Raw genomic sequence first — 21,963 nt, 5'->3', positions numbered from 1 at the left:
CAAGGAGTACCTGCGTGCCTGGAGAGAACCTCACCCGTGCCGAGGCGCGCGAGCGCGCCACCGTCGTGCGTACCGAGTCGTACGAGGTCACCCTCGACCTGACGACCGGGCCGACGACCTTCGCCTCCCGCACCGTGGCGCGGTTCGCGGCCACCGCAGGCGCGAGCACCTTCATCGACCTCATCGCGCCGACCGTGCACGAGGTCACCCTGAACGGCCGCTCGCTCGACGTCGCCGACGTCGTCGCCGACTCCCGGATCCGGCTGGACGACCTCGCCGCGAGCAACGAGCTGGTCGTCGTCGCCGACGCCGCGTACATGAACACCGGCGAGGGCCTGCACCGGTTCGTCGACCCCGTGGACGACGAGGTCTACCTCTACTCCCAGTTCGAGGTGGCCGACTCCCGGCGCGTGTTCGCCGTGTTCGAGCAGCCCGACCTGAAGGCGACCTTCTCGTTCACCGTGACCGCCCCGGCGCACTGGACCGTCGTCTCCAACTACCCCCAGGTGGGCATGCCGGTCGTCGTCGAGGACGGCGTGAACCGCAACGGCGGCGCCGACAAGGGCACGGCCACCTGGACCTTCGAGACCACGCCGCGCATCTCGTCGTACATCACCGCCGTCATCGCCGGGCCGTACCACGCGGAGCACCGCGAGCTCACCAGCTCCGACGGCCGCGCGATCCCCCTCGGCGTCTACTGCCGCGGCTCCCTGGCCGAGCACCTCGACACCGACAACATCGTCGACATCACGCGGGCCGGGTTCGAGTTCTACGAGACCGCGTTCGACGCCCCGTACCCGTTCGCCAAGTACGACCAGCTGTTCGTCCCCGAGTTCAACGCGGGTGCCATGGAGAACGCGGGGGCCGTCACGTTCCTCGAGTCCTACGTGTTCCGGTCCAAGGTCCCCGAGGCCACGATCGAGCGCCGCGCGGTGACGATCCTGCACGAGCTCGCGCACATGTGGTTCGGCGACCTGGTCACCATGCGCTGGTGGGACGACCTGTGGCTCAACGAGTCGTTCGCGGAGTACATGTCGACCCTCGCCGCCGCGGAGGCCACGCGCTGGACCAGCGCGTGGACCACGTTCTCGTCGCTGGAGAAGAACTGGGCCTACCGCCAGGACCAGCTGCCCTCGACGCACCCGATCGTCGCCGACATGCGCGACCTCGAGGACGTCGAGGTCAACTTCGACGGCATCACCTACGCCAAGGGCGCGAGCGTGCTCAAGCAGCTCGTCTCGTGGGTGGGCCACGACGAGTTCTTCGCCGGCGTGCGCTCGTACTTCGCGAAGCACTCGTGGGGCAACACCGAGCTGCGCGACTTCCTCACGGAGCTCGAGGCCACCAGCGGCCGCGACCTGTCCGCCTGGTCCGGCCTGTGGCTGGAGAAGGCCGGCGTGACCCTGCTGCGTCCGTCGATCGAGGTCGACCACGCCGGCGTGATCACGTCGTTCGCCGTCCTGCAGGAGGTGCCCGACGAGTACCCGGTGCAGCGCCCGCACCGCCTCGCCATCGGCGGCTACGACCGCGACGCCGCGACCGGCCGCCTGGTGCGCACGGTCAGCGTCGAGCTCGACATCGACGGTCCGCGCACCGAGGTCCCCGACCTGGTCGGCGTGCCGCGGCCCGCGCTGGTGCTGGTCAACGACGACGACCTCGCCTACGCGAAGGTCCGCCTCGACGAGCAGTCGCTCGCGGCGTCGATCGACCTGCTCGGCTCGTTCGACGACTCCCTGCCGCGCACCCTGGTGTGGACGGCGGCCTGGGACGCGACGCGCGACGGCGAGACGCCCGCCCGCGACTTCGTCGACCTCGTGCTCAACAACATCGCGCACGAGACCGACTCTTCCGTCGTGCTCGTCCTGCTCCGGCAGCTGACCACCGCGCTCGACCTGTACGTGGCGCCCGAGCACCGTCTCGCCACCGAGACCGCCGCCGCCGACCGCCTCCTCGCGCTCGCCCGGGAGGCCGAGGCGGGGTCGGACACGCAGCTGCAGCTGGTGAAGTCCTTCGCCGGCCGGGCCGCGACCTCCGAGCAGCTCGACGCCGTCCGCGACCTGCTCGACGGCCGGTCGACGCTCGAGGGCCTCTCGATCGACACCGACCTGCGCTGGGAGCTGCTCACCTCCCTGGTCACCGGCGGGCGGGCGGCCGAGCCCGACATCGCCGCGCAGCTGGCCGACGACGCCACCGCCACCGGTCAGCGCGCCGCCGCCGCCGCGCGCGCGGCAGTCCCGACGGCGGAGGCCAAGGCGACCGCCTGGGCCTCCGTGGTGGACCAGGACGGGCTGCCGAACGCGCTGCAGGCGGCGACGATCGCCGGCTTCGGCCGCGTGCACGACCGCTCGCTGCACCTGCCGTTCGTCGAGCCCTACTTCGCGGGGCTCGAGACCGTCTGGGCGGACAAGACGAGCGAGATGGCGCAGAACATCGTCGTCGGCCTGTACCCGACCGACCTGGCGGACGAGCCGTCGGTCGACGTGCTCGGCGCCACCGACGCGTGGCTGAGCGGCCACCCGGACGCCCCGGCCGCGCTGCGCCGCCTGGTGCTCGAGTCCCGCGACGGCGTCCGGCGGGCGCTCGCCGCGCAGGAGGCGGACCGCCGCCGCGCCTGACGCGGACGGGCCCGCACTGCTCCGGCGGTGCGGGCCGGTCACGCCGACGGACGGCCGAACCGCAGCCGGACGGGCGTACCCGGGCGTCCGCGCGCGGTTCGGCCGTCCGCTGACCAGGTCATGGGCTCGCGGGGACCAGCGTCGCCAGCCAGCGGTGCGCCTCGCGCGGGCTGCGCAGGCGGACCACGGGGATCGGCGAGCGCTGGGCGAGCTCCTCGTAGCGCAGCCGGTACGGCTCGTGCTGGGTCCACGACCACAGCACCACGTTCTGGTCGGGGTCGCGGCTCAGCAGGTTGCGCAGGTCCTCGCGGTTGCCGTGCCAGAGCTCGGTGCGCAGCAGCCCGCGCCGCAGGGTCCGCCGGATCACGCGCGGCATGACCGTCCGTCGGGGGAAGTCCAGCCAGACGAACGCGTCGGCGTCGTCGAGCAGGCCGGCGACCCCCGTGGTCCAGTTCCCGTCGGTCACCCAGCCGCCCGACGAGGACCCGACGAGCTCGCGGAGCCGCGCACGCGCCTCGTCGGGGTCGCGCTTGGTCCAGTCGGCGTCCCAGAACACGGCGTCGAGCTCGACGTGCGGGACGCCGAGCTCCGCGGCAGCGCGGGCCGCGAACGTTGTCTTGCCCGACCCGGTGTTGCCGACGACGCGCAGGCGACGCAGCTCCATCAGCCGTTGAGGACGGCCGCCAACGAGCGCAGGCGCTGGTTGGTGAACAGGTCCTCGACCAGCACCACGCGGCCCGAGCTGTCGGCCAGCGGCACCTTCCAGTTGGGGTACTCCTGGTCCGTCCCCGGCTGGTTCTGCGCGCGCCGCTCCCCCACCGCGTCGGCCAGCGAGACGCCCACCAGCACCGACGGCGTCGCCATCACGTAGCGGTGCAGGGCCTCGACGATCTCGCGCTCGGACGGGTCGTCGCCCACCAGGCCGCGGTCCCGCAGGACCCCGAGCATCTGGTCGCGCTCGGCCAGCGCCGCGGCGCGGACCACCTCGATCGGCTCGGTGAGCAGCCCCAGCCGCTCGCGGATGGCGACGTGCTCCCCCGCGAGGTACCCGGCGCTCGGGGGCAGGTCGTGCGTGGTCACGGTGGCGAGCACCAGCGGCCGGTAGTGCTCGGGGGCCAGGGGCGCGCCGTGCATGTCCCGCTCGAACCACAGCACCGAGGTGCCTAGGATCCCGCGGTCCGACAGGTAGTCGCGCACCCACGGCTCGACCACCCCGAGGTCCTCCCCGATCACCACCGCGCCGGCCCGGTGAGCCTCCAACGCGAGGATCCCGACGAGCGCCTCGTGGTCGTAGCGGACGTATGCGCCGTCGCCGGCGTCCGCGCCCTCGGGGATCCACCAGAGGCGGAACAGGCCGATGACGTGGTCGATCCGGATGGCGCCGGCATGCCGCAGCACCGTGCGGAGCATGTCGCGGTAGGGCCGGTACGCGGCGCGCGCGAGGGCGTCGGGACGCCACGGCGGCTGCGACCAGTTCTGGCCCTGCTGGTTGTACATGTCCGGCGGCGCACCGACGGTCGCGCCACGGGCGAGCACGTCGCCGAGCGCCCACACGTCCGCGCCTTGCGGGTGCACGCCGACGGCGAGGTCGTGCATGATCCCGAGCGCCATGCCGCCATCGAGGGCCGCGCGCTGGGCCGCGGCGAGCTGTTCGTCGGCGAGCCACTGCAGCCACATGTGGAACTCGACGCGCTCGGCCAGCTCCTCGCGCAGGCTCGCCACCAGCGCCGACGCCGGGTCGAGGGCCTCGGCGGGCCAGCCGTCGGGGTCGTCGTACTTCTCCGCGAGCGCGCACCAGAGCGCGAAGGTCTCGAGGCCCGTGCCCTCCTGCTCGACGAACGCGTCGAACGAGGCCTGCCGGGCGGCCGACCGCGTCGCCGCGAACACGACCTCGAGGGCCGCGCGCTTCGCGGTCCAGGCGGCGTCCCGGTCGATCGGGCCGGCGTCGTCGTCGGTGGCCAGCACCGGCTCGGCCGCCCACTCGATCAGCGTGCGGTCCGCCGACGACAGGTACCCCGCCTCCCGCACGTCCTCGACCCGGATGTACAGCGGGTTCACGAAGCGGCGGGTGGTCGGCAGGTACGGCGACGGCGTGAGCGGGACCGTGGGCTCCGCGGCGTGCAGGGGGTTGATGAGCAGGAAGTCGGCGCCGAGCTCGCGGCCGGCCAGCCAGCCGATCTCCGCCAGGTCCGCGAGGTCGCCGACGCCCCACGACGTCCGCGAGCGCACCGAGTACAGCTGGGCCATGAGCCCCCACGCGCGGCGCCCGTCCAGCGAGGCCGGCAGCTCCAGGTGCGCCGGGGTCACCACGAGCGGGCTGTGCGCGGCGGCGCTGGGGCCCTCGGCGACCACCTCGTGCCACCCGAGCGGCAGGTCCGTCGGCAGCGTGAACGTCGCCCGTCCGACCAGCCGCCCGTCGACGGTCCGCGGGTCCACCTGCACGTCGGCCTGTGACACCTCGCGCCGGCCGCCGCCCACCTCCGGGTCCAGCTCGACCCACACCTCGACCGGGTCGCCGTGGGTGACGTGCACCGCGACGTGGGCCTGGCGGCCCTCCTGGACCACGAGCACCGGCGGCAGCACGCGGCGCCACGGCATGTCCTCGACGTGGGCGATGGCGAGGTCGACCCGCTCCGGCGAGGACGCGTCGACGCCGAGCGCACCGAGCACGCCCTGCAGCGTGGCGGCCGACGCACGGCGGTTACGACCGTGGAAGTCCCAGTGGTCCGGCACCACGCCGTAGGCGGCCGCAAGGCGCAGCAGGGCGTCGGACGCGCTTGCGGTGTCGTCGGCCACAGACCGATCCTGCCAGAGCCGCGCTCGCGCACGCAGGACGAACGCACCCGACTGCGTCACTGCCGCCAGGTCGCACCCACGCGTCGTAGCCTTGCGGACCATGACCGCACCCGCTCTGCGCACGTACCCGCAGGCCCCTCGACTGGATCTGGTCGAGGACCTGCACGGCCACCAGGTCGCCGACCCGTTCCGCCCGCTCGAGGACGCGGCTGCCGGCGACACCGAGGCCTGGTCGCTCGCGCAGGACGACCTCTACGCCGACTACCGGGCCGGGATCGGCGCGGACGGCCCGTTCGGCACCGAGGCCCTCACCGCGCGGCTGCGCGAGCTGTTGGGAGCAGGGTTCGTGAGCCCGCCGGCGTGGCGGGGCGACCGGCGGTTCTTCTCGCGGCGCTCCGGCGACCAGGAGCACGCCGTGGTCGTGGTGGCCGAGGGGGACGACGAGCGGGTGCTGCTCGACCCCGTCGTCATCGACCCGGCCGGGACGACGACGCTCGACTCGTGGCAGCCGTCCAAGGAGGGCCACCTGGTGGCCTACCAGGTCTCGTCGGGCGGGACCGAGGAGAGCGTCCTGCACGTCCTGGACGTCGCCACGGGCGAGCTGGTCGACGGTCCCATCGACCGCGCCCGGTACTCGCCCGTCGCCTGGCTGCCCGGCGGCGAGGCTTTCTACTACGTGCGCCGGCTGCCTCCCGAGCAGCTCCCCGAGGACGAGGCCCAGTACCACCGCCGCGTCTGGCTGCACCGGCTGGGCACCCCCGCCACGGACGACGTCGAGGTGTTCGGAGCCGGGCTGGACCACACCAACTACTACGGCGTGTCGGTCTCCCGTGACGGGCGCTGGCTGATCGTCTCGGCGTCCGCCGGCACGGCACCGCGCACGGACGTCTGGATCGCGGACCTCGCCGGCGGCGACCCGTCCGCCCCGGACTTCGTCGAGGTCGCGGTCGGGCTCGACGCCGAGACCGGCGCGTGGGTGGCCCGCGACGGGCACCTGTACGTGCACACCAACCTCGACGCGCCGCGCGGTCGGATCGCCGTGACGGACCCCACCGCGCCCGGTGTCGAGCACTGGACGACGCTGGTGGCCGAGGACCCGACCGCGGTGCTCGAGGACGTCGCGTTCACCGACGGCGGCGACGACGACACCTCCCCCGTCCTCCTGCTCGTCTCGTGGCGCCGGCACGCCGTCTCCGAGGTGACGGTGCACGACCCCGGGACCGGGTCGCGGACGGGCACGGTCGAGCTGCCCGGGCTCGGCTCGATCTCGGGCCTGGCCACACGGCCCGACGGCGGGCACGAGGTCTGGTTCTCCTACGCCGACCACACCACACCCACCACGGTGCACCGCTACGACGCCCGCACCGGCACCACGTCGCTGTGGGCGGCCCCTCCCGGCCTCGTCGCCGACCTGCCCGACGTGCGCGCCCAGCAGATCGAGGTCACCAGCCCCGACGGCACGACGGTCCGCGCGTTCGTCGTCGCCCGCACCGACGCGCTCGATGCGGCCGGCCGGCCGCTCGCACCCGCGCCGACCGTCCTCTACGGGTACGGCGGCTTCCAGATCTCGCTCGACCCCGCCTTCTCCGCCAGCACGCTCGCGTGGGTCGAGGCGGGCGGCGTGTACGTCGTCGCCAACCTGCGCGGGGGCGGCGAGGAGGGCGAGCAGTGGCACCGCGCCGGCATGCGCGAGCACAAGCAGAACGTGTTCGACGACTTCCACGCGGTCGGTGAGCACCTCGTCGCCCAGGGCTGGACCACCCCCGAGGCGCTGGCGTGCTGGGGCGGCTCCAACGGCGGCCTGCTCGTCGGCGCCGCCGTGACGCAGCGGCCCGACCTGTTCGCCGCCGCCGTCTGCTCGGCCCCGCTGCTCGACATGGTCCGGTACCAGCTGTTCGGGCTCGGGGTCACCTGGACCGAGGAGTACGGCGACGCGGACGACCCGACCGAGCTGGGCTGGCTGCTCGGCTACTCCCCGTACCACCGCGTGGTCGACGGCACCGACTACCCCGCGACCCTGTTCACGGTGTTCGAGGGCGACACCCGGGTCGACCCGCTGCACGCCCGCAAGCTCGCGGCCGCGCTGCAGGCGGCGACCAGCGGCGACCGGCCGATCCTCGTGCGCCGCGAGCGGGGCGTGGGCCACGGCGGCAGGGCACTGTCGCGCACCATCGGCCTGTCGGTCGAGCAGCTGCAGTTCGTGGCGGACCGGACCGGGCTCGCCGGGGGCCGCGCGTGATCGCGGTGACGCCGACCCCGGACCCGTCCTCGTCGAGCTCGGACCTGCCCGACCTCACGGCGCCGAACACCTGGTGGGACTGGTTCGTGGGGCTCCCGCTCCGGATCATCCTCATCGTCGGCATCAGCGGCATCGTGCTCGTGCTGCTGCGACGCTCCATCCGCTCCATCACCAACCACGTCGCGGACGGCACCCCGTTCCTCGACCGCGGGATCCTCAAGCCGATCGGTCAGTCCGAGGTCGGCGGGGTCCTGGCCAAGGCGAACCCGCTCGCCAGCGCGCGCCGGGCCCAGCGCGCCCGCACCCTCGGCTCCGTGCTGCGCTCGTCGGCCACCATCGTCGTCGGCGGGACGGCGTTCTTCCTCGTCCTGTCCGAGCTCGGGGTGAACCTGGCCCCGTTCATCGCGTCCGCCGGTGTCATCGGCGTGGCGCTCGGCTTCGGCGCGCAGAGCCTGGTCAAGGACTTCCTCACCGGCCTGTTCATGCTGCTCGAGGACCAGTACGGGGTCGGTGACGTGGTCGACGTCGGACCGGCCAACGGCACCGTCGAGGCGGTGACGCTGCGGATCACCAAGATCCGCGACGCCGACGGCACCCTCTGGTACGTCCCCAACGGCACGATGCTGCGCGTCGGCAACAAGACCCAGGGCTGGGCCACCGCCGTCGTCGAGATCGACGTGGACTACTTCGCGGACCTCGACCAGGTCCGGTCGCTGCTGAGCGAGGCGGCGGCGCGGGTCGTCGCCGACCCCGTCGTCGGCGCGCACGTGCTGGGGGCGCCGACCATCACCGGCATCGAGCGGCTCAGCGCCGACGCGGTGACCCTGCGGCTCAAGGTCAAGACGTCGCCCGCCCTGCAGTGGGAGGTCGCCCGCGAGCTGCGGATCGCCGCACGCGACGTCCTGGAGCGCGCCGACGTGCCCCTGGCCGGCCAGCGCGACCTCATGGCCACCCACCGGGCGCAGGTCGGGGTCGACGGCGCGACGCCGCGCGACCCGCGCAACACCCCGCTGGACGACCTCGTGTCCAACCGCGACGCCCGGGTCGCGGCCACCGGCGAAGAGCCCGAGACGACCGAGGAACCGGCGCCGACGGAGGAGCGCTGACCTACTGCTGAGCGGCGCCCGGCGGACCGGCGAGCACGGTCGGCACGTACTCGACCAGCTGGATCCTGCCGTCGAACGTCCGGCTGCCCACCATCTCGAGACCGACGTCGGGGTAGCCGTCGTAGATGCGCTCGCTCCCCGTCTTCCCCGTGATCACCGGGAAGACGACCACGCGGAAGCGGTCGACGAGCCCCGCCTCGAGCAACGAGCGGCACAGCGTGAGGCTGCCGATCGTGCGCAGCCCGGGGACGTCGCTCTGCTTCATCGAGCGGACCGCCTCGACCGCGTCCTGGTCGACGAGGCGCGTGTTGTCCCAGGTCAGCGGCTCGCTCAGCGTCGAGGAGAAGACGACCTTCGGCATCGCGGTCATCGGGTCCACGCCGTCCTCCCCTGAGGCGGCGAACTGCGACATCAACCGGTACGTCGTGGCGCCCATGAGCACCGTCCAGCCGGCCTCCGGTGACGCCTCGAGCCACGCCAGGTACTCGGGCCCCTGGAGCCCCCACCAGCCGGGCCAGCCGTCCGCCGACGCGTACCCGTCGAGCGAGGTGATGAAGTCGACCAGCAGCTCTGCCATGGGGTCCTCCCGGTGCTCGCGCTCGTCTCCACCGTGCACGCGCCGGCGGTCGACGGCAACCGCGCGGTCAGGACCAGTCGAGCAAGGGCTGCCCGGCGCCGACCTGCTCGCCGTCGGCGACGAGGACGGTCAGCACGTCGGGGTCCGCCTGGAGCGCGACGACCGGGCAGATCGTCTCGAGCCCGGCCGCCGCGACGTCGACGGGCGACCAGGTGATCAGACGGTCGCCCGCGCGCACGGTCTGGCCGCCGTCGACGTGCAGCGTGAAGCCCTGCCCGGCCAGACCGACGGTGTCGATGCCGAGGTGCACGAGGATGGTGCGGCCCTCGCTCAGCTCGAGCGCGAAGGCGTGCGGGTGCAGGGCGCCGATGACGCCGTCGGCCGGGGCCAGCACGGTCTGGGTCTGCACGTGCTGCGGCTCGATCGCGAGACCGGGTCCCACGATGCCCTCGGCGAACACCGGGTCCGGGACCGCGGTGACGGGGCGCACGACACCCGTGAGCGGGCTCAGCAGCCGGAGCGTCGTCATCGGCTGCGGAGGGCGGTCAGCGCAGGCTGTCGAGCTCGGCGGCGAGGTTGTCCGCCTCGGGGCCGACGATCACCTGGACGATGCGGCCCGAGCGCACGACGCCGAACGCGCCGCTCGCCTTGAGGGCGACCTCGTCCACCAGGTGGGCGTCGCTCACCTCCACGCGGAGCCGGGTGATGCACGGCTCGAGGTCGACGACGTTCGCGTCGCCGCCCAGCGCTGCGAGGATCTGCTCTGCCTTGCTCATGGAACTCCCCAGATCGTCCGACGCCGATCGGCGTCCGTCGCACAGCCTAACCCTGAGACGGCGCTCACATGCCGCCCGCCCCCGTGTCCGGCTGGCGTGCGCGGACGCCGAGGGACCACACTGCGATCAGGTCGACGAGGAGGTCACGCCAAGGTGAGCCCGGTGCACGCTGCAAACCCCACAGTCCTCACCGGCATCGGGGTGAGCCCAGGCCGCGTCGTCGCGCCCGCCGTGCTCATGCCGGACCCGATCGCGGAGCCGCCCTCGGGCCGACGCCTGCCGCCCGGCACCGACTACGCGCAGGTCGCCACGCGCATCGGCGCGGCCTCCGAGGTGGTCCGCGCGGCGCTCGACGCGGCGGCCGACCTCGCCCAGGGCGAGAGCGCCGACCTGCTGCACGCGACCGCCGCGATCGCCGCCGACCCGAGCCTGGTCGCCGACGCCGAGCAGCGCGTGGTCGACGACCGGCTGGTGCCCGAGCGTGCGGTCTGGGAGGCCGCCGAGGCGATCTCCGTGCAGTTCGAGGCGCTCGGCGGCTACTTCGCCGAGCGCACGCGGGACATCGCCGACGTCCGCGACCGCCTGGTCGCCGAGCTCACCGGCCGGCCGGCGCCCGGCGTCCCCGCGCACGAGGCCCCGTTCGTGCTCGTCGCCGCCGACCTGGCCCCCGCCATCGTCGCCACGCTCGACGTGGAGCGCGTGCTCGCGATCGTCACCGGCACCGGCGGCCCCACGTCGCACACCGCGATCCTGGCGCGCGCCCGTGGCATCCCGACCGTCGTGGCGGCCCGCGGGGCCGAGGCCGCGGTGCAGGCCGAGACGCTCGTGCTGGTCGACGGCTCGGCGGGCACGGTCACCATCGACCCGACCGAGGAGCAGGTCGCCGCCGCGCTCGCGCTGGCCGCGCAGGTGCGCACGTTCGACGGCCACGGGCACACGTCGGACGGCCACCACGTCGAGCTGCTCGCCAACGTGGGCGACCCCGCCGACGCGGCGCCCGCTGCCGCGGCGGGCGCCGAGGGCGTGGGGCTGTTCCGCACCGAGTTCGGCTTCCTGGACCGCGAGGAGGCACCGACCATCGACGAGCAGGTCGCGGCCTACCGCAAGGTGCTCGCCGCGTTCCCGGGCCGCAAGGTCGTCGTCCGCACGCTCGACGCCGGCGCCGACAAGCCGCTGCCGTTCCTCGCCGGGGACGCCGAGGTCAACCCGGCGCTGGGCGTCCGCGGCCTGCGTACGGCGGTCCGCCACCCCGAGGTCCTGCAGGACCAGCTCGCCGCGATCGCGCAGGCGGCCGCCGCCGAGACGGCCGAGGTCTGGGTCATGGCGCCGATGGTGTCGACGGTCGACGAGGCCGCGCAGTTCGTCGCCGCCTGCGCCGCGCACGGTCTCGGGGTCGCCGGTGTGATGATCGAGGTGCCGAGCGCCGCGCTGCTGTCCGGGCCGATCCTCGCGCACGCCGCGTTCGCCAGCATCGGCACGAACGACCTGACCCAGTACGCGATGGCCGCCGACCGGCTCCTGGGCGCGGTCGCTGAGCTCTCCGACCCGTGGCAGCCCGCCGTGCTGCACCTGGTGGCCGCGGCGTGCAACGGCGGGGCCCAGCAGGGCCGGCCGGTCGGCGTCTGCGGCGAGGCCGCGGCCAACCCCGCGCTCGCGGCCGTGCTGGTCGGGCTCGGGGTCTCCTCGTTGTCCATGACGCCCCGCGCGCTCCCGGACGTCGCGGCCCTGCTCGCCACGACGTCGCTGCAGGAGTGCCGTCGCCTCGCGCAGCTGGCGCTCGCCGCCTCCAGCGCCGCCGACGCCCGGGCCGTGGTCCGGGCCGCGCTGCCCGTGCTGGAGGAGCTGGGGCTCTGAGTGCGCGTGTGAGGATGGTCGCCGTGAGACCCGACTCCTTCTACGCGGCGATCGGCGGGCACGAGACGTTCGTCGCCCTGGTCGACGAGTTCTACCGCGGCGTGGCCGACGACCCGGTGCTGCGCCCGATGTACCCCGAGCAGGACCTCGGACCGGCGGCCGAGCGGCTGACCCTGTTCCTCGAGCAGTACTGGGGCGGCCCGACCACCTACTCCGACCAGCGCGGGCACCCCCGGCTGCGCATGCGGCACGCGCCGTTCAAGGTGAACCCCGAGGCCCGCGACCGGTGGCTGCTGCACATGCGCGCCGCCGTCGACAGCCTCGGCCTGGCCCCGATGCACCAGGCGCAGCTGTGGGACTACCTCGAGCGCGCCGCGTACTCGATGCTCAACACGTTCGACGACTGAGCCCTGCGACCGACGTCACGCGGTGTCCACGGCTCCGGGACGGCGCGTCGTGAAAGGCTTCCGACCATGACGACCGAGCCCGACCTGACCGCCCCCGTGCTCGACATCCTGCGGCTCGACGACGACCCGGCGACGCCCGACCTGTTCAGCGGCCGCAGCCTCCCGCAGCCCAGCGGGCGCGTGTTCGGGGGTCAGGTGCTCGCGCAGGCGCTGCTCGCGGCAGGCCGGACGGTCCCCGAGGGTCGGCTGCCGCACTCCATGCACGGCTACTTCCTCCGGGCCGGCGACGTGCGCGAGCCCATCTCGTTCGCGGTCGAGCGCATGCGCGACGGCCGGTCGTTCACCGCGCGCCGGACGCACGCGTTGCAGGGCGGCGAGGCCATCCTGTCGATGATCGCCTCGTTCCAGGAGCAGCAGCCCGGGCTCGACTACGCCGACCCGATGCCCGAGGGGATCCCGGCCCCGGAGGAGGTGCCGTCGGCGCTCGAGATGCTCGGCGGGATCGACCACCCGGTGGCCAAGTTCTGGACGCAGGAGGCCGCGTTCGACGTGCGGCACGTCGGCGGGTCGATCTACCTCGGGCCGCCCGCCGAGCCCACCGGCCAGCAGTGCGTGTGGTTCCGGTCCCGCGGTCCGCTGCCCGACGACCAGCTGCTGCACCGCGCGCTGCTGGCCTACGCGTGCGACCAGGTGATGCTCGAGCCGATCCTGCGGCGGGCCGGCAAGTCGTGGGTGACCCACGGGCTGTCCATCGCCAGCCTGGACCACGCCATGTGGTGGCACAGGGATGTACGGGTCGACGACTGGCTCCTGTACGTGCAGTCGACCCCCAGCGCCCAGGGCGGGCGCGGCCTCGGTGCCGCCCGCGTGTTCACCCGGGACGGGGTGCTCGTGGCGTCCGTGGCCCAGGAGGGCATGGTCCGCTTCCCCGACTGACGGCTCCCCGCGCGGAGCGACCGCCGCCGGGTGACACTGCCCGCATGGTTCGCCTGCGCCGCGTCCGCATCGACGCCCCCGGCTGGTCGCGACGCCGCGCCGGTCGGGGGTTCGTCTACCTCGACCTCGACAAGGTCCGGATCGTCGACGAGGACCACCTCGAGCGGATCACCACCCTCGCGATCCCGCCCGCGTGGCGGGAGGTCTGGATCAGCCCGTGGCCCAACGGCCACATCCAGGCGGCCGGGCTCGACGACGCCGAGCGCCGCCAGTACCTGTACCACCAGCAGTGGACGCTGCGCCGCGGCCGCCTCAAGCACGACCGCGTGCTCGAGATCGCCCGCCGGCTGCCCGCCGCCCGGCGCAAGGTACGCGCGCACCTCGCGCTCGACGGCATGCCGCGCGAGAAGGTGCTGGGCCTGGCGTTCCGGCTGCTCGACCTCGCCTACCTGCGGGTGGGCGGCGAGGGCTACGCGCTCCAGCACGGGTCGTACGGCCTGGCCACCCTGCTGCGCTCGCACGTGCGGGTCCTCGCGCCCGAGAACGACGGCGACCCCGGCCGCGTGCACCTGCACTTCCCCGCCAAGTCCGGCCAGGTGCGGGACACGGTCGTCGAGGACGACGACGTCGCCACCCTGGTACGGGCGCTGACCCGGCGCCGCGACGACGGCGAGGAGCTGCTCGCGTGGCGCGACGACGACGGCGCCTGGCACGACGTGACCAGCGCGGACGTCGGCGCCTACGTCAAGGAGCTGCTGGGCGAGGACGCGACGCCGAAGGACTTCCGCACGTGGCACGCGACGGTGCTGGCCGCGCGCGGGCTCGCCGATACCGGTGCCCCGCCCCGGGCCGAGCGAGCGCGCCGCCGGGTGGTCACGGAGGTCGTCCGTGCGGTCGCCGAGGAGCTCGGGAACACGCCTGCGGTCTGCCGGGCGTCGTACATCGACCCCCGCGTCGTCGACCTCTGGGAGCACGGCGCCACCATCCGGCCGACCCGGTCGCAGGCGGTCGCCGAGCGCGAGACGCTGGCGTTGCTGAGCCCCGGCTGAGGATCGGGCGCGACCGGGTGCGGGTCCGGGCCCCGCACCGCAGACTGCCCGGATGGCCACCGCCCCGGACGACCTCCTGCCCGAGCCCGTCGCCGACACGCTCGAGGGCCTCGTGCCCGGGCTCGGTCCCGACGGCCACCCCCGGGCCGACGCGCCGCTCGTCGCGGTCACCGGCGTCACCGGGTACGTCGGCGGCCGCCTGGTCCCCGAGCTGCTCGCGGCCGGCTACCGCGTCCGCGCGATCGCCCGCCACCCCGACCGCCTGCGGGGACGGCCCTGGTACGCGGACGTCGAGGTCGCCGCAGCGGACGCCGACGACCCCGCGCAGATCCGCGCGGCGCTCGACGGCACGGACATCGCGTACTACCTCATCCACTCGCTCGGCTCCGGCCGCAGCTTCGAGTCGACCGACCGGCACACGGCTCTGACGTTCGCGCAGGCGGCGCGCGAGGCCGGCGTCGGGCGCCTCGTCTACCTCGGCGGGCTGTACCCCGAGGGCGAGGACCTCTCGCCGCACCTGGCGTCGCGCACGGAGGTCGGGGAGATCCTGCTGGCCTCCGGCGTCCCGACCACCGTGCTGCGCGCCGCCGTCATCCTCGGGTCCGGGTCCGCGTCGTTCGAGATGATGCGCTACCTCACCGAGCGGCTGCCGGCGATGACGGTCCCGCGCTGGGTGGAGAACCGCATCCAGCCCATCGCGATCCGCGACGTCCTGCGGTACCTCGTCGGCTCCGCGGCGATGCCTCCCGAGATCAGCCGAGGGTTCGACATCGGCGGCCCGGACGTCCTGACGTACCGGGACATGATGCAGCGCTACGCGCAGGCCGCGGGCCTGCACCGGCGGGTCATCGTCGGCGTCGGCGTGCTGACGCCGCGGCTCTCCAGCCTGTGGGTGTCGCTGGTGACCCCGGTGCCGTCGGGTCTGGCGCGCCCGCTCGTCGAGTCCCTCGTGCACGAGGTGGTGTGCGACGAGCACGACATCGCCGACCACGTGCCCGACCCGCCCGGCGGCCTGATCGGGTTCGACCGCGCGGTCCGCCTCGCCCTGCAGCGGGTGCACGACGCCGCCGTCACGACCCGGTGGTCGTCGGCGGCCGTGCCCGGGGCGCCCAGCGACCCGCTGCCCAGCGACCCCGACTGGGCCGGCGGCTCGCTGTTCGTCGACGAGCGCCGCGTCACGGTCGACGCCTCCCCCGAGGCGCTCTGGCGCGTGATCGAGGCGGTCGGCGGCGAGCGCGGCTGGTACTCGTGGGGGCTCGCCTGGCGGGTCCGCGGGCTGGCCGACCGGCTGGTGGGGGGCCCTGGTCTGCGCCGCGGTCGTCGCGACCCCCGCCTGCTCGTGGTGGACGACGCCGTCGACTTCTGGCGGGTCGAGGCGATCGAGCCGGGCAGCCTCCTGCGCCTGCGCGCCGAGATGCGGGTGCCGGGACTGGCGTGGCTGGAGCTGCGGGTCGAACCGTCCGAGGGGGCGGGGACCGCGTTCGCGCAGCGCGCCCTCTTCCACCCGAAGGGCCTGCTCGGTCAGCTCTACTGGTGGTCCGTGTACCCCTTCCACGGCGTGGTGTTCGGCGGGATGCAGCGGAACATCGCGCGCGCGGCCGAGACCGCCGAGCGGGCGCGGACCGACCGGCGGGTCAGCGCCGCCGGCGGATGACGACCGGGTCCTCCAGGAACGGGGTCCACGCAGCCCGGCCCTCGGCGTCGATGCGGCGCGGCACACCGGTCGCGGCGTCGACCAGCACCAACGTGGTCAGGGCGCGCGCGTAGGTGACCCGGTCGGGTCCGGGCTCCCCCGCGTCGCGCACCTCGTAGCAGACGTCGAGGCTCGCGCCGCCGAGGTGCCCGATCCACATCTCCACGATCACGGGGGTGCGCCGGTAGCCCAGCGGCCGCAGGTACTCGATCTCCTGCCGCGCGACGAGCGTCGACAGCTCGGCGCCGGGTCCGGCATCGAGCACCGCGGTCGGCCAGGCGCTCTCGACCCGGCTGCCGTCGGGCGCGGCGGGATGGCTCCAGAACGCCTCGATCCGGGCCTCCTCGAGAAGCCGCAGCATCTCGACGTTGTTGACGTGCTGGTAGGCGTCCATGTCCGACCAGCGCAGCTGGACGGGAACCTCGAGGCGAGTCATGCCGACGATCCTAGGAGCGGTCAGGCCCCCGCTCTCGCCGCCGCGGCACGGCACCGGGCCAGTGCGTCCATCTCGGCCGCGACCGGGCCGATCACGTGGTCGGTCACCGCGAGCGACACGGACGCGCCGAGCTTGCGCCGGGCCTGCGCGGCACGCCGCCGACCCCCGAGACGGCCGAGCACCCACCCGAGCCCCGCGACCAGCAGCCCGGCGAGGATGCCCGCGAGGAGCAGGAACGTCGGCGCCGGGAACCCCCACCACGTCGGGGTCTCCGGCTCGGGCAGCCGGAGCCAGCCCAGTCCCGCCAGGAGCAGCAGCCAGACCAGACCGGCGGCGGCGACGGCGAGCAGCACCCACTGCAGCAGGGCGAGCCCCCGCCACGTCCAGGGGACGCGCGCGGCCCCGACGGGCACGCGCACGACGGTCCGGTCGAGCACGTCGTCGAGGTCCACGTCCGCGGCACGGCTGCGGGCCGCCAGCACCCAGTCGTCCGGGGCGCCCGCGGTCGCCGCATCGACGTAGGTCCGCACAGCGCTGACGGCCGCGGCCCGCTCCCCGGCGGCGGGTGCCGGGCGGGAGGAGCGCAGCAGGTCGTCCTGGCCGGCCCGGGTGCGCTCGCGCCCGAGCCCGAGGCGGCGGAGCGGGTCCGGGCGCAGGCGGGCGACCCAGCGCGTCACCGGCCAGCCCGTGGTCGCCCGCGCCGTCCGGTGGGTCGAGCGGCGCACGGCGTCGGCGACCTGGTCGATCCCGGCCGCCGCCTCCCAGGAGCGCACCAGCGCCGCCGCGGCGCCGACCTCCCGCCGCGTGCTCGGCGGACTGCCGCAGGCGTCCACCAGGGCTCGCGCCGCGTGCCGGACGTCGCCCGTGACGCGCTCGGTCGCCGCGAGCCGGCGCTGCGCCGCCCGGGACAGCAGGTCCCGCAGCTCGGTCACACCGGCGCCCGTCGTCGCGCTCACCGCCAGCACCGGCGACCCCACGAGCCCGTCGTCGGTGGCCAGTCGCTGCAGATCGGCCACCATCGCGCGCTGCTCCGCGGCGCTGAGCCGGTCCGCCTGGTTGAGCACGAGCACGACGACGCTCGCGTGGTCGGCGAGCCCGCGCAGGTAGCGCGCGTGCAGGGCGGCGTCGGCGTACTTCTGCGGGTCGACCACCCAGACCAGCAGGTCGACGCGGTCGTACAGCCGCTCGGCGATCGTGCGGTGCTCGGTGACCACCGAGTCGTGGTCGGGCAGGTCCAGCAGCACCAGGCCCGTGGCCTCCTGCAGCGCGCGGCTGCCCGCCACGTGCCGCTCCTGGACGTCGAGCCAGTCGAGGAGCTCGTCGGCGCCGTGCGCGTCCGTCCGGGCGCCGCGGGCCGGCACGATCACCGCGACCGGCCGGCCCGTCGTCGGCCGTCGGACGCCGGGCTCCGCGACGCGCTCCTGCGCGAGCGCGTTGAGCAGCGACGACTTGCCCGACCCTGTGGCCCCCGCGAGGGCGACGACCGTGTACTCCCCGGACAGGGCGGCACGGTCGCGCGCCCGGGCGACGACCGCCGCCGGGGTCTCGAGGGCCGCGTCGGGGAGCCGGCCCCGGGCCAGGCCGACGGCCTCGTCGAGCGCGGCGACCCGTGTGCTCAGGCCCCCGCTCACCCGGGCCCCCGGCGCCAGCGGTTCCACCAGCGGGCGTGCACCGCGGGCTGGGGCTCGCCGCCCGCGTCGTGCACCGACCGCTCGACCGCCCCCGTCCCGCGCAGGTTGCCGTGCCCGCCGGCGGGCAGCTCCCCCGCACCCCAGGCGGGCGCTGCCGGTCGAGCGCTCATGGCCGCCCGCACCCGGTCGGCTGCCGCCCGCAGCTCGTCGCCGTCCCGGCCCGCCGCGCCTACGGCGTCGAGCTGCCGCGTGAACCGGACCGACTCCTCCTCGAGCAGCGCGTCCGTGCGCTCGGCGAGCCGCTCGTGCGCCTCCAGCGTGAGCCGCCGGACGGCCTCGTCGCCGAAGACCGCCTCGAGCACCCGCTGTGCCAGCAGGGCCGTCCCGCCGACGATGCCCACCTCGGCGCCCGTCAGCCCGCCGGTCGAGGCGAACACCGCCACCATGAGCACGGCTCCCAGGCCGTTGATGCCGTAGGAGTAGGCCCGCGCGGCCGTCCGGCGCCCGGCTCCCTCGGTCTCCACCAGCCCCAGCACGTCGCTCTGCCAGGCGCGCACCTGCTCGGCCGTCCGGGTGCGCAGGTCCCCCGACGCCCGTGAGAGGGCCAGTCCGTCCAGGAGCGCGAGCCCGGCGGGGTCGTGCCGCCAGACGGCATGGGCGTGCTCGGCGGCCTGCTCGGCCGCGTCCTGGATGACGGCGGCGAGCCCGTGGGCGACGGCCTCGACCAGCGCCGGCTCGGCGGGCCGACGCCCGCGGACGAACCCGACGACCCGGTCGCGCAGCCGGGAGACGCCCTGCTCCAGGGACCGGAACCACTCGCTCGTGCCGACGACGTCCTGCCACCGCGACAGCACCTCGCCGCGCAGCAGCGAGCCGTCCGACGTCGCGGCCGCCACCTGCGCGGCCGCCGTCGCGTACGCCGCCGTGACCGCCCCCCGCAGGCGCGCGTCCGCCGCCTGCTGGTCGTCGGCCGCCGTCGCCAGGCCGAGCGCGCGCCGCGAGACGTCGACGACCGCCCCGTCCCACGTCTCCGCGAGCGCCGCCGCACGCACCTGCGGGTCCGTGGCCGTGGTCGTGAGGAAGTCGGCGATCGGGCCGATCGCCACCTCGGGCAGCAGCCCGTCCTCGAGCGCCACCTCCGGCACGACGATCACGGTGGCCGACCCCAGGCCCGCCTCGGCGAGCATCTGGCGCAGGTGGTCGCTGACGGCGTCCTGCGCGCCCGGGTCCACGCGGTCCAGCACGAGGGCGAGGTGCGTCCCGCGACGAGCGGCGTCCGCGAGCAGCTCCCACGGGACCGCGTCCGCGTACCGCGCGGCGGTGGTGACGAACAGCCACACGTCCGCCGCGCCCAGCAGCTGGGCGGCCAGGATGCGGTTGCCCTCCTCGACCGAGTCCACGTCCGGGGCGTCCAGCAGCGCCAGACCGACCGGGAGGGCCTCGGACCCGACCAGCCGCAGCCCCGGGCGGGCGCCGGCCGGCGCGCGGTCCTCGGCCGAGTCCGCGCGGGTCAGGGACGGCAGCACCCGGTCCGAGCTGAACCAGCGGACGTCCAGCGGGTGGTGCACCAGGACCGGCCACCGGGTGGTCGGCCGCAGCACCCCGGACGGGCTGACCTCGGCGCCGACCAGCGAGTTGACCACCGTCGACTTGCCCGCGCCGGTCGACCCACCGACGACGACGAGGACCGGGGCGCCCGGGTCGCGCAACCGCGGCAGGAGGTAGTCGTCGAGCTGGTCGAGCACGCGCGTCCGGTCCGCCCGGGCCGGGGCAGCCGACGGGGTCTCCAGCGGGAGGCGCAGGTCGGCCACCTGGCTGCGCAGCGCGAGCAACGCGCCGGCGAGCTCGTCGTGCTCCATCGCCGCACCCGCCTCTCCCACGTCGTAGCGAGCGTATCTGCGCAGGTCCGCGAAGGTGCGGTGACCGCGGACGAGCGGGCGGGGCCCGGTCCGGAAAGCGCGCGACGCCCACCGGACAGGGTCCGATGGGCGTCGCGAGGCAGCGTCAGTCGCGCCGCAGCTTGCGGTAGGTCACCCGGTGCGGGCGGGCGGCGTCGGCGCCGAGCCGCTCGACCTTGTTCTCCTCGTAGGAGGCGAAGTTGCCCTCGAACCAGTACCAGTTGCCGGGGTTCTCCTCCGTGCCCTCGTAGGCCAGGATGTGCGTCGACACCCGGTCGAGGAACCACCGGTCGTGGGACACGACCACGGCGCAGCCCGGGAACTCCAGCAGGGCGTTCTCCAGCGAGCCGAGCGTCTCGACGTCCAGGTCGTTGGTGGGCTCGTCGAGCAGCAGCAGGTTGCCGCCCTGCTTGAGGGTCAGCGCGAGGTTGAGGCGGTTGCGCTCGCCGCCGGACAGGACGCCGGCCGGCTTCTGCTGGTCCGGCCCCTTGAACCCGAACGCGGCGACGTAGGCCCGCGACGGCATCTCGACGTTGCCGACCTTGAGGAAGTCGAGCCCGTCGGAGACCACCTCGAACAGGGTCTTCTTCGGGTCGATGCCCCCGCGCGACTGGTCGACGTAGGAGATGTTCACGGTCTCGCCGACCTTGAGATCGCCCGCGTCCAGCGGCTCGAGCCCCACGATCGTCTTGAACAGCGTGGTCTTGCCGACGCCGTTCGGACCGATGACCCCGACGATGCCGTTGCGCGGCAGCGTGAAGCTCAGGCCGTCGATCAGCACGCGTCCGTCGAAGCCCTTCTCCAGGCTCTTCGCCTCGAGCACGATCGCGCCCAGGCGCGGACCCGGCGGGATCTGGATCTCCTCGAAGTCCAGCTTCCTGGTGCGGTCCGCCTCCGCAGCCATCTCCTCGTAGCGCGCGAGACGCGACTTCGACTTGGTCTGGCGGCCCTTGGCGTTGGACCGGACCCACTCCAGCTCCTCCTTGAGGCGCTTGGCGAGCTTGAGGTCCTTCTTGCCCTGGATGGCCAGGCGCTCCTGCTTCTTCTCGAGGTACGTCGAGTAGTTGCCCTCGTACGGGTACAGGCGGCCGCGGTCGACCTCGCAGATCCACTCCGCGACGTGGTCGAGGAAGTACCGGTCGTGGGTGACGGCCAGGATGGCGCCCGCGTAGTCCTTGAGGTGCTGCTCGAGCCAGAGCACGCTCTCGGCGTCCAGGTGGTTGGTGGGCTCGTCGAGGAGCAGCAGGTCCGGCTTCTCCAGGAGCAGCTTGCACAGGGCGACCCGGCGGCGCTCACCACCGGACAGCACGGTCACGTCGGCGTCCGGCGGGGGGCAGCGCAGCGCGTCCATCGCCTGCTCGAGCTGGGCGTCGAGGTCCCACGCGTCGGCCGCGTCGATGGCCTCCTGCAGGACGCCCATCTCCGCGAGCAGCGCGTCGAAGTCGGCGTCGGGCTCGCCCATCAGCACGGAGATCTCGTTGTACCGGTCGAGCTTGCCCTTGATCTCGGCGACGCCCTCCTCGACGTTGCCCAGCACGGTCTTCGCCTCGTTCAGCGGCGGCTCCTGCTGCAGGATGCCGACGGTGTAGCCGGGGCTCAGCCGCGCCTCCCCGTTCGACGGCTGGTCGAGACCGGCCATGATCTTGAGGATGGTGGACTTGCCGGCGCCGTTGGGGCCGACGACGCCGATCTTGGCGCCGGGCAGGAAGTTCAGGGTGACGTCGTCGAGGATGACCTTGTCGCCGTGCGCCTTGCGCGTCTTGTACATGGTGTAGATGAACTCAGCCACTGGCTCTTCGTCCGCCTCGGTGATCGTGGGGTCGCCCCGGCGCTGACCTTGCTCGAAGCGGCTGGGGGCACTGCTGTCTGGGCGGCACCGGCGACGGCGGGCCGACCGCGCAGCACGCGTGCGCGCGGTCCGACCTGTCGCGTCGTCGGGTCGCCGGTGCC

The 21,963-nt window shown here is 74.4% G+C and carries 17 protein-coding genes; 8 read left to right on the top strand and 9 right to left on the bottom strand.

Going from position 1 to position 21,963, the window contains the following annotated elements:
• Positions 1 to 14 precede the first annotated feature (14 nt).
• Positions 15 to 2,615, top strand: a complete 2,601-nt coding sequence (gene pepN, locus AC1DWH_RS09200) for an aminopeptidase N (RefSeq protein WP_477093420.1) — start codon at positions 15 to 17, stop codon at positions 2,613 to 2,615.
• Positions 2,616 to 2,733: 118 nt separating this feature from the next.
• On the opposite strand, the gene AC1DWH_RS09195 is transcribed toward pepN, so the two are convergent.
• Both AC1DWH_RS09195 and malQ read right to left on the bottom strand, forming a co-directional pair.
• Complete coding sequence (locus AC1DWH_RS09195) at positions 2,734 to 3,279, bottom strand: P-loop NTPase family protein (RefSeq protein ID WP_477093419.1); 546 nt, start codon at positions 3,277 to 3,279, stop codon at positions 2,734 to 2,736.
• Complete coding sequence (gene malQ / locus AC1DWH_RS09190; RefSeq protein ID WP_477093418.1) at positions 3,279 to 5,411, bottom strand: 4-alpha-glucanotransferase; 2,133 nt, start codon at positions 5,409 to 5,411, stop codon at positions 3,279 to 3,281. Before malQ ends, AC1DWH_RS09195 begins: the two co-directional genes overlap by 1 nt.
• Positions 5,412 to 5,511: 100 nt before the next feature.
• On the opposite strand from malQ, the gene AC1DWH_RS09185 reads away from it, so the two are divergent.
• Both AC1DWH_RS09185 and AC1DWH_RS09180 read left to right on the top strand, forming a co-directional pair.
• A complete protein-coding gene (locus AC1DWH_RS09185) occupies positions 5,512 to 7,650 on the top strand; it encodes a prolyl oligopeptidase family serine peptidase (RefSeq protein ID WP_477093417.1) in 2,139 nt (712 codons plus the stop codon).
• The gene (locus AC1DWH_RS09180; RefSeq protein ID WP_477093416.1) at positions 7,647 to 8,756 is read left to right on the top strand and encodes a mechanosensitive ion channel family protein; all 1,110 of its coding nucleotides are present in this window, start codon (positions 7,647 to 7,649) and stop codon (positions 8,754 to 8,756) included. Before AC1DWH_RS09185 ends, AC1DWH_RS09180 begins: the two co-directional genes overlap by 4 nt.
• Before the next feature lies 1 nt (position 8,757).
• On the opposite strand, the gene AC1DWH_RS09175 is transcribed toward AC1DWH_RS09180, so the two are convergent.
• The 3 genes from AC1DWH_RS09175 to AC1DWH_RS09165 all read right to left on the bottom strand — a co-directional run bounded on the left by AC1DWH_RS09175 (position 8,758) and on the right by AC1DWH_RS09165 (position 10,109).
• Complete coding sequence (locus AC1DWH_RS09175) at positions 8,758 to 9,333, bottom strand: dihydrofolate reductase family protein (protein ID WP_477093415.1); 576 nt, start codon at positions 9,331 to 9,333, stop codon at positions 8,758 to 8,760.
• Between the two features lie 67 nt (positions 9,334 to 9,400).
• Complete coding sequence (locus tag AC1DWH_RS09170; protein WP_456844020.1) at positions 9,401 to 9,862, bottom strand: PTS sugar transporter subunit IIA; 462 nt, start codon at positions 9,860 to 9,862, stop codon at positions 9,401 to 9,403.
• 16 nt (positions 9,863 to 9,878) lie between these two features.
• A complete protein-coding gene (locus tag AC1DWH_RS09165) occupies positions 9,879 to 10,109 on the bottom strand; it encodes a PTS sugar transporter subunit IIB (RefSeq protein ID WP_055921493.1) in 231 nt (76 codons plus the stop codon).
• Between the two features lie 162 nt (positions 10,110 to 10,271).
• Here AC1DWH_RS09165 and ptsP point away from each other — a divergent pair, with 162 nt between their 5' ends.
• The 5 genes from ptsP (at position 10,272) to AC1DWH_RS09140 (ending at position 16,009) form a co-directional block, all read left to right on the top strand.
• Positions 10,272 to 11,963: a phosphoenolpyruvate--protein phosphotransferase gene (ptsP, locus tag AC1DWH_RS09160; RefSeq protein WP_477093414.1), complete on the top strand. Its 1,692-nt coding sequence runs from the start codon at positions 10,272 to 10,274 to the stop codon at positions 11,961 to 11,963.
• Positions 11,964 to 11,986: 23 nt separating this feature from the next.
• A complete protein-coding gene (locus tag AC1DWH_RS09155; RefSeq protein WP_477093413.1) occupies positions 11,987 to 12,370 on the top strand; it encodes a globin in 384 nt (127 codons plus the stop codon).
• Between the two features lie 66 nt (positions 12,371 to 12,436).
• A complete protein-coding gene (locus AC1DWH_RS09150) occupies positions 12,437 to 13,306 on the top strand; it encodes an acyl-CoA thioesterase (protein ID WP_477093412.1) in 870 nt (289 codons plus the stop codon).
• Positions 13,307 to 13,350: 44 nt separating this feature from the next.
• Positions 13,351 to 14,355 carry a DNA topoisomerase IB gene (locus AC1DWH_RS09145; RefSeq protein WP_477093411.1) on the top strand — a complete coding sequence of 335 codons (1,005 nt, stop codon included), beginning with the start codon at positions 13,351 to 13,353 and terminating at the stop codon, positions 14,353 to 14,355.
• A 52-nt stretch (positions 14,356 to 14,407) separates the two neighbouring features.
• A complete protein-coding gene (locus tag AC1DWH_RS09140; RefSeq protein ID WP_477093410.1) occupies positions 14,408 to 16,009 on the top strand; it encodes an SDR family oxidoreductase in 1,602 nt (533 codons plus the stop codon).
• Here the strand turns inward: AC1DWH_RS09140 and AC1DWH_RS09135 are convergent.
• The 4 genes from AC1DWH_RS09135 to ettA all read right to left on the bottom strand — a co-directional run bounded on the left by AC1DWH_RS09135 (position 15,990) and on the right by ettA (position 21,802).
• Entirely contained in the window at positions 15,990 to 16,484 is a 495-nt protein-coding gene (locus tag AC1DWH_RS09135; protein ID WP_477093409.1) for an acyl-CoA thioesterase, read from the bottom strand. The genes AC1DWH_RS09140 and AC1DWH_RS09135 overlap by 20 nt on opposite strands.
• A gap of 20 nt (positions 16,485 to 16,504) precedes the next feature.
• Positions 16,505 to 18,115, bottom strand: coding sequence for a GTPase (locus AC1DWH_RS09130; RefSeq protein ID WP_477093408.1), 1,611 nt, complete (start codon positions 18,113 to 18,115; stop codon positions 16,505 to 16,507).
• Entirely contained in the window at positions 18,112 to 19,974 is a 1,863-nt protein-coding gene (locus AC1DWH_RS09125; protein ID WP_477093407.1) for a dynamin family protein, read from the bottom strand. The genes AC1DWH_RS09130 and AC1DWH_RS09125 overlap by 4 nt, the downstream gene beginning before the upstream one ends.
• A 145-nt stretch (positions 19,975 to 20,119) precedes the next feature.
• Positions 20,120 to 21,802: an energy-dependent translational throttle protein EttA gene (ettA, locus tag AC1DWH_RS09120; RefSeq protein WP_456847470.1), complete on the bottom strand. Its 1,683-nt coding sequence runs from the start codon at positions 21,800 to 21,802 to the stop codon at positions 20,120 to 20,122.
• Positions 21,803 to 21,963 lie beyond the last annotated feature (161 nt).

Source organism: Cellulomonas sp. P2_F12, from assembly GCF_056403775.1.
Note: the sequence above shows the minus strand (reverse complement) of the source record. Positions and strands in the feature narration are given on the sequence as shown.